Below are 6,781 nucleotides of genomic sequence, written 5' to 3'. Positions count from 1 at the left end.
GAGTGTACCGATCCGCATTGCGATGATTCCTTGCTGGAGACAGGTCCGAGATTCTGCCTATCTTCCTTAACTATGCCGTCTAGAGCAATGGTGGATCGTGGATTTTTTCTCCTGCGCTCACCCCGTGTGGATCTCGAGATAGTGTCCCGGCTCGATGCCGTCGATGGTCCAGGATGCGACGCGGTAGCGCACGAGGCGCAGGGTCGGGTGGCCGACGGCCGCGGTCATGCGCCGGACCTGCCGGTTGCGGCCCTCGGTCAGAGTGATGGCGAGCCACTGGGTCGGGATCAGCCGCCGCGTGCGCACCGGGGGTTCCCGCGGCCAGAGCTCCGGCGGCTCGATCGCCTCGACCCGCGCCGGTCGCGTGAGCCCGTCGCGCAGTTCCACGCCCTCGCGCAGCGCCTGCAGCGCCTCGAGCGAGGGAATCCCTTCCACCTGCACCCAGTAGGTCTTGCTGGTCCGGTGCACGGGGTTGCTGAGCCTGGCCTGCAGTCCGCCGTCGTCGGTCAGGACCACCAGCCCCTCGCTGTCGCGATCGAGTCGTCCTGCCGCATGCACGCCGGGAATCGGGATGAAGTCGGCGAGCGTGGCCCGGCCCCCGGGGTCGGTGAACTGGGTCAGTACGCCCCATGGCTTGTTGAACAGCACGACCCGGGCCATGTCAGTCGCAATGCGCCGTGACCTTCTCGGCGAAGTGTCGGCCGAGGTCGGCCTCGCCGGTCTGGTTGTAGTCCAGGGCCAGCGCCCTGGCGACGATCATCGGGTCGGGCCGTGGCTTGAGGATGTCCAGCCGGCAGGGGCCCGTGCTCAGTTCGAGCCGCGGCGGTGTCGCGGGCTCGTGCAATACCTCGATGAAGTAGGTCGGATCGTAGACCGCGTAGCGCAGCGTCTGCGCGCGCGGATCGACCGGTTCGGCGAGCGTCAGCCGAAACTGGAACCGGATCTGGCGGTCCCGCATCACCAGTTCCGGCGGACCCTCCGGCTGGACGGCGATACCGCGTTCGTCGGCATGGACTTCCGTGTACCAGTGGTACTCGCCCAGATTCTCCAGGATCTCTGCGCCCAGGTTGGCGAGTTTCTCTTCCGGTGTCGCGCCCTCGAACTGTGCCATCGCGTCGTCGTGCAGATAGCGGCTGTACGTCGGGTCGATGATCCACGTCTGTGCGATCGCGGTGACTTCGTCTTCCGGGTTGGTCTCGAAGACGACGACGACATCGATCCAGGCGTGGGGATGGGCGATGGCCTGGGGTGCGGGCCACCACCACAGACACAGCGCCGCCAGCAGCCAGGCGACGGCGTGTCCGCGGCGGCGCGTACCGCGATTCATGGCCCGACTCCGACCTGTGCCGGGGCTTCGGGGCCCCGGCGGTGCAGCGCATCGGCAATCGCCAGCAGGCGCCGGCCGTAGCCGGGCGCGACGCCGAGTTCCTGCAGCCGTTCCGACGCGCCGGGTCGCGCCCCGCGCGGGTACATCGTTCCCCACCCTGGCAGGCCGGCGATATCGGTGACGAGCCCGGTGAGCCGGCGCGCCAGCCGCAACGCGTCCCCGCCAGCCGCCACCTGCTCGGCGATGCGTGCGGCGCCACGAATCCTGCAGTTCCGGATTCCCGCGGGATCGGCGAGGATCGCATCCAGGTCTCCGAACCGGCGTAGCATGCGCGCGGCGGTCCCCGGGCCGACTCCGGCGAGGCCCGGGATGTTGTCGCTGCGATCACCGGCCAGCGCGAGCATGTCCGCCACCTGCTCGGGGCGGATGCGTAGCCGCCGCTCGATGTCGGCACGGTGCAGGGCAGTGCCCCGTTCCGGGTCGCGCAACCGGTCGTCGCTGCCCAGGATGACCTGGGTGAGATCCTTGTCGGCGCTGAGCACGTCGATCCGGCAGCCCCGCGCGCGTGCCGTGGTTGCGAGTGTGGCGATCAGGTCGTCGGCCTCGAAGTCCGGGTGGGCCAACTGCGCCAGGCCCAGGCAGTCCAGCACCTCGCGGATGCGCTGGAACTGCGCTCGCAGGGCCTCGGGCGCCGGCGGCCGGTGGGCCTTGTAGGGAGGGTAGAGGCGGTGGCGGAAGCCGCTGCGCAGGCTGGTGTCGAAGGCGAAGGCCAGCGGACCTGGCGGGATCTCCGGCAGCCACTGGCAGAGGGAATGCACGAAGCCGTGCACGGCCCCCCCGGGACGCCCCTGGGCATCCGGCTGCTCGCCGCGGGAGAACCAGGCACGGAACACGAAGATGCTGCTGTCGACGAGGGTCGCGACCTCCGCCGCGGCGGAGACGGGCGTTGGTCCGGAACTTGGCGCCGGATCGAGAACCGGACCGGAGATCACTGGAGCCGGGCGATGTCGGCCCTGACGCCGGCCAGCGAGGCGTCGAAGGCCTTCTGTTCCTCGGCATTCAGCTCCAGTTCGATGATTTTTTCCATGCCGTCTGCCCCCAGAACGCAGGGCACGCCCATCGCCACGTCGGTGGCCCCGTACTCGCCGTCCAGCAGCGCCACGGTCGGCAGCACGCGGCGCCGGTTGATCACGATCGCCTCGACCATGGCCTTGATCGCTGCCGCCGGCGCGTCGTAGGCGCTGGAGGTCTGCTTCAGTGCCAGGATCTCGGCGCCGCCGTGGCGGGTGCGCTCGACGATGCGGTCGATCGCCTCCTGGTCCATGAAGTGGTGCAGCGGCAGGCCGTTGATTCCCGAGTAGCGCAGCATGGGTACCATGGCGTCGCCGTGGCCGCCCAGCACCAGGGTGTGGATGTCGCGGGTCGACAGGCCGGTTTCCAGCGCGACGAAGGCCGCCATCCGGGAGGCGTCGAGCACGCCCGCCTGGCCGAAGACACGCGAGCGGTCCCAGCCGGTCTTCTGCCAGGCGCGGTAGGTGAGCACGTCCACGGGGTTGGACACGACCAGGATCCGGCTGTCCGGCGCCTCGCGCATCACGTCGACCAGGATGCCGTCCAGGATCTCGACGTTCTTTTCCAGTACGTCGGAACGCGACATGCCGGGCTTGCGCGGCAGGCCGGCGGTGATGACGACCAGTTCCGCACCGGCGATCACGCCCGGGTCCGTATCGCCCGTGATGCGCGCGTCGAAACCGAAGAGCGGGGCGGTCTCCTGGATGTCCAGTGCGGCTCCGGCGGCCGCGCCCTCGCGAACGTCCAGCAGCGCAATCTCGCGCGCCAGGTCGGACTCCGCAAGGAACTGTGCGGTCGACTCGCCGACGCGCCCTGCACCGATGATGGCGATCTTGAACATGTCTGCGTCCTCCGGGTTGTGGTTTCGGGTCAGGCGGTTCCCGTGTCCCGCCGACTTGGGACAGACGGCGCGTGCGGATGTTCAGGTTCGCGCCATGCCGCTATCCCTGGCCGGTTGCGCCACTGCGGTCGATGTCGCCCTGCGTGGCCGTGGGTTGGGTGACACGAATGGCAGGCTTCCCGCACGGCCCACCAGTCTACTGCCTTGCCCGGCGGCGCGCATGCGTCGCGCATCGCGGGTTCAGCGCACCGGATGGGTCGGGATCGGGCCGCGCCGGGCCTGCTCGTAGAGCGGCTGCATCTGGCTGGCGAGGATCGACAGGTCGCGCTGGCGGGATTCCGGCGCCGGGTGGGTGCTCAGAAAGACCGGCTGGCGGGTCGCCGCCTTGCTCGCCATCTTGCCCCAGAGGCTGGCCGCGGCCTCGGGCCGGAAGCCGGCTCGGGCCGCGAGTTCGATCCCGATGCGGTCGGCCTCGGCCTCCATCTGGCGGCTGTTTGGCAACTGCACCGCGATCAGGGCCGCCAGTCCCGCGCCGGTCAGGGCGAGGCCCGAGCGTTCGCCGGTCGCGGCGTAGGTCACCAGCGCAAGGTTGCTGGCCAGGGCCACCGACATCTTTTCGGCGGAGTGCGACGACAGGGCGTGTGCGATTTCGTGGCCGATGATCTGCGCCAGCTCATCGTCGGTGAGCTCGAGCTGCTGGATGATGCCCGTGTAGATGGCCATCTTGCCGCCGGCCATGGCGAAGGCGTTGATGGTGTCGGGTTCATCGATGACCGACATCTCCCAGTCCCAGTCCGCCGTCTCAGGGCGGTAGCGCACGGCCTGGGCGACCACGCGCTCGGTGATGCCCTGGACCCGGCGCTTGGTCTGCGGGTCGCTGTCGATGCGGCCTTCCTTGCGCGCCGGCGAGAGCATCTCGGCGTAGGCCTGGCGCGATGCGGCAATGGCCGAGCTCTCGGAGACCAGCATCAGCTGCGAGCGGCCGGTGACGGGGTTGGTGGCGCAGCCCGGCAGCAGCAGGGCCAGCGCGGTCAGGAGGACCAGGAGGCTGCGCCATGGCGCCCATCGAAGGGCGCGGTGCTGGGGGTTCGGCCAGAGATTCATGGTGGAGTACCTCGCGCATCAGGGGTGGGCCGGAAAATGGCGACCCTTTTCCGAATCTTAGCGCGCTGGCACTGAACCGGCCCTTAACCCAGGTCCGGAAAACGCAACAGGCACCCCGGAGAGGGGTGCCCGGAGGCATCGCTTCGGTGATCCGGGGCGCCGTGCGGCAGCCCCGCTGCCGGGTTCAGAAGCCGTAGCGGCGACGGAACTTGTCGACCTGTCCGGCGGTGTCGAGCATCTTCTGCTTGCCGGTGTAGAAGGGATGACACTGGGAGCAGACGTCGAGGTGCATCTCGCCTCCGGAGAAGGTCGAGCGCGTCTCGAAGGTGTTCCCGCAGCTGCAGGTCACCTTGACATCGTTGTACTTCGGGTGGATGTTCGCTTTCATGTTTCTGGCTCGGGTCGGGTTCCGGCGAAAAGTGCAATAGAATAGCGGCGTGGACGGGTGGCTGGCAAGCCTGATGTGCTCGGAGCGCACCACCCCTGACGATTCAAGGCCGTAGACTGTAGGTCGGGTTAGCCCGAAGGGCGTAACCCGACGGGTCTCGCACCCGCCGATGGCCGCAATGCAGCGCCGTCCCCGGCTCGGCACCCCGGCACGTCGGGTTACGCTACGCTAACCCGACCTACAGAACCAGTCTCGCAGGCACCGATGGCCGCAGAGATCGTCCCCGGCTCGGCACGTCGGGTTACGCTACGCTAACCCGACCTACAGAACCAGTGGGCCATGGTTCGGCGGCAGACGGCGGGGAGAAACCTCGCGGCCCGCTCAGGATTCCGCGCTAAATGGCTGACGCGGCGAGGTGCGTCCGGTTTTCCCCAGTTGCTGTGGATAACTCTGTGGATGGATTGTCACTATAGCGCTGCAGACGTTGCGGCGCGCTGGTTCACGGGTTTTGATCACTCCTTGATCGATATTTTCAACTTGATGAAAAACATGAAGAATCTTCCGATGATCTTTTTTCCTGCGAGCGGATTCGCCTATGGTTCGCGGCAGCTGCGGCCGCTGGAGGCTCTGTGAATAAGAGCGCGGAAATGTCAAGCCCCGGACCCCGTATCGGCTTCGTCAGCCTGGGCTGTCCGAAGGCACTGGTGGACTCCGAGCAGATCCTGTCCCGCCTGCGCGCGGAGGGCTACGGCATTGCGCCCGACTACGCCGGCGCGGACCTCGTGGTGGTCAACACCTGCGGGTTCATCGACAGCGCCATCGCCGAATCGCTGGACGCGATCGGCGAGGCGATGGCCGAAAACGGCCGCGTGGTGGTGACCGGCTGCCTCGGCAAGGATGCCGCCCGGATCCAGGCGGCGCATCCGGGCGTGCTCGCGGTGACGGGTCCGCAGGCGTTCGAGGAGGTGATGGCCGCGGTGCACGAGCAGGTGCCGCCGCCGCACGATCCCTTCGCGAGCCTGGTTCCACCGCAGGGCATCAAGCTCACGCCGCGTCACTACGCCTACCTGAAGATCTCGGAGGGCTGCAACCACCGTTGCAGCTTCTGCATCATCCCCAGCCTGCGCGGGGACCTGGTCAGCCGACCCATCGGCGAGATCCTGGGCGAGGCGGAGCGGCTTGCCGCGGCCGGCGTGCGCGAGCTGCTGGTGATCTCCCAGGATACGTCGGCCTACGGTGTCGATACCCGCTACCGCACCGGTTTTCACGACGGCCGTCCGCTGAAGTCCGACATCGCGAATCTGGCCGCCGCGCTGGGCGAGCTGGGGATCTGGGTGCGGCTGCACTACGTCTACCCCTACCCGCACGTCGACCGCCTGATCCCGCTGATGGCCGAGGGCCGGCTGCTGCCCTATCTGGACATGCCCCTGCAGCACGGCCATCCCCGGGTGCTGAAGGCCATGCGCCGGCCGGCGGCCGCGGAAAGGGTGCTGGAACGCATCCGGCTGTGGCGGGAGCAGGTCCCCGACCTGACCCTGCGCTCGACCTTCATCGTCGGCTTCCCCGGCGAGACGGAGGCCGAGTTCGAGGCGCTGCTGGATTTCCTGGAAGACGCGCAGCTCGATCGTGTCGGCGCCTTCGCCTATTCGCCGGTCGAGGGCGCCGCCGCCAATGCGCTGGCCGATGCGGTCCCTGAGGCCGAGAAGCAGGCGCGCCTGGAGGCCTTCATGCAGTTGCAGGCCGAGATCAGCGCCGCGAAGCTGCAGGCCAAGATCGGCAGCCGGCAGACCGTGCTCGTGGACGGCAACGCCGAGGACGGGATCCTGGTCGCACGCTCCGCTGCCGATGCGCCGGAGATCGACGGCGTGGTCTTCGTCGAGGGTGCGGCGGCGGCTCCCGGCACGTTCCTCGAGGTGGAGGTGACCGGCGCCACGGAACACGATCTCTTCGCCCGTGTCCCTTGAGCAGGGCGCGGGTACCCCGCGATCGGTGATGATTACCGCCAGCGGACCATGCTTCGCGTAGCATCGAACCCTCAAATCGGGAGGAC

At 68.4% G+C, this 6,781-nt stretch carries 8 protein-coding genes; 2 read left to right on the top strand and 6 right to left on the bottom strand.

What is annotated here, in order from left to right; genetic code table 11:
- Positions 1-117 precede the first annotated feature (117 nt).
- From EA346_RS08950 to rpmE, 6 genes are all read right to left on the bottom strand, one after another.
- On the bottom strand, positions 118-660 hold the full coding sequence (locus EA346_RS08950) for a pseudouridine synthase (RefSeq protein WP_296757717.1): 543 nt from the start codon (positions 658-660) through the stop codon (positions 118-120).
- A 1-nt stretch (position 661) separates the two neighbouring features.
- A complete protein-coding gene (locus EA346_RS08945) occupies positions 662-1,327 on the bottom strand; it encodes a DUF1007 family protein (protein ID WP_296757715.1) in 666 nt (221 codons plus the stop codon).
- Complete coding sequence (locus EA346_RS08940; RefSeq protein WP_296757713.1) at positions 1,324-2,319, bottom strand: 5'-3' exonuclease; 996 nt, start codon at positions 2,317-2,319, stop codon at positions 1,324-1,326. Before EA346_RS08940 ends, EA346_RS08945 begins: the two co-directional genes overlap by 4 nt.
- Positions 2,316-3,239 (bottom strand): malate dehydrogenase, encoded by a 924-nt coding sequence (mdh, locus tag EA346_RS08935; protein ID WP_296757710.1) that lies wholly within the window; start codon positions 3,237-3,239, stop codon positions 2,316-2,318. Before mdh ends, EA346_RS08940 begins: the two co-directional genes overlap by 4 nt.
- Before the next feature lie 240 nt (positions 3,240-3,479).
- Complete coding sequence (locus EA346_RS08930) at positions 3,480-4,343, bottom strand: M48 family metallopeptidase (RefSeq protein WP_296757708.1); 864 nt, start codon at positions 4,341-4,343, stop codon at positions 3,480-3,482.
- Positions 4,344-4,527: 184 nt separating this feature from the next.
- Positions 4,528-4,731: a 50S ribosomal protein L31 gene (gene rpmE / locus EA346_RS08925; protein ID WP_296749390.1), complete on the bottom strand. Its 204-nt coding sequence runs from the start codon at positions 4,729-4,731 to the stop codon at positions 4,528-4,530.
- A 339-nt stretch (positions 4,732-5,070) separates the two neighbouring features.
- Between rpmE and EA346_RS08920 the strand changes: the two genes are divergently transcribed.
- Positions 5,071-5,364, top strand: a complete 294-nt coding sequence (locus tag EA346_RS08920) for a hypothetical protein (protein WP_296757706.1) — start codon at positions 5,071-5,073, stop codon at positions 5,362-5,364.
- Entirely contained in the window at positions 5,361-6,695 is a 1,335-nt protein-coding gene (rimO, locus tag EA346_RS08915) for a 30S ribosomal protein S12 methylthiotransferase RimO (RefSeq protein ID WP_296757704.1), read from the top strand. The genes EA346_RS08920 and rimO overlap by 4 nt, the downstream gene beginning before the upstream one ends.
- Positions 6,696-6,781: the final 86 nt, after the last annotated feature.

It is taken from the genome of Thioalkalivibrio sp. (assembly GCF_007692535.1).
Taxonomy (GTDB): Bacteria; Pseudomonadota; Gammaproteobacteria; order Ectothiorhodospirales; family Ectothiorhodospiraceae; genus Thioalkalivibrio.
This window is presented reverse-complemented; position numbering and strand designations above follow the sequence as displayed.

Bases quoted from the DNA above. Each gene is read 5' to 3' on its own strand.
- EA346_RS08950 (WP_296757717.1), bottom strand. From the start codon at position 660: ATGGCCCGGGTCGTGCTGTTCAACAAGCCATGGGGCGTACTGACCCAG.
- EA346_RS08945 (WP_296757715.1), bottom strand. From the start codon at position 1,327: ATGAATCGCGGTACGCGCCGCCGCGGACACGCCGTCGCCTGGCTGCTG.
- mdh (WP_296757710.1), bottom strand. From the start codon at position 3,239: ATGTTCAAGATCGCCATCATCGGTGCAGGGCGCGTCGGCGAGTCGACC.
- EA346_RS08930 (WP_296757708.1), bottom strand. From the start codon at position 4,343: ATGAATCTCTGGCCGAACCCCCAGCACCGCGCCCTTCGATGGGCGCCA.
- rpmE (WP_296749390.1), bottom strand. From the start codon at position 4,731: ATGAAAGCGAACATCCACCCGAAGTACAACGATGTCAAGGTGACCTGC.
- EA346_RS08920 (WP_296757706.1), top strand. From the start codon at position 5,071: ATGGTTCGGCGGCAGACGGCGGGGAGAAACCTCGCGGCCCGCTCAGGA.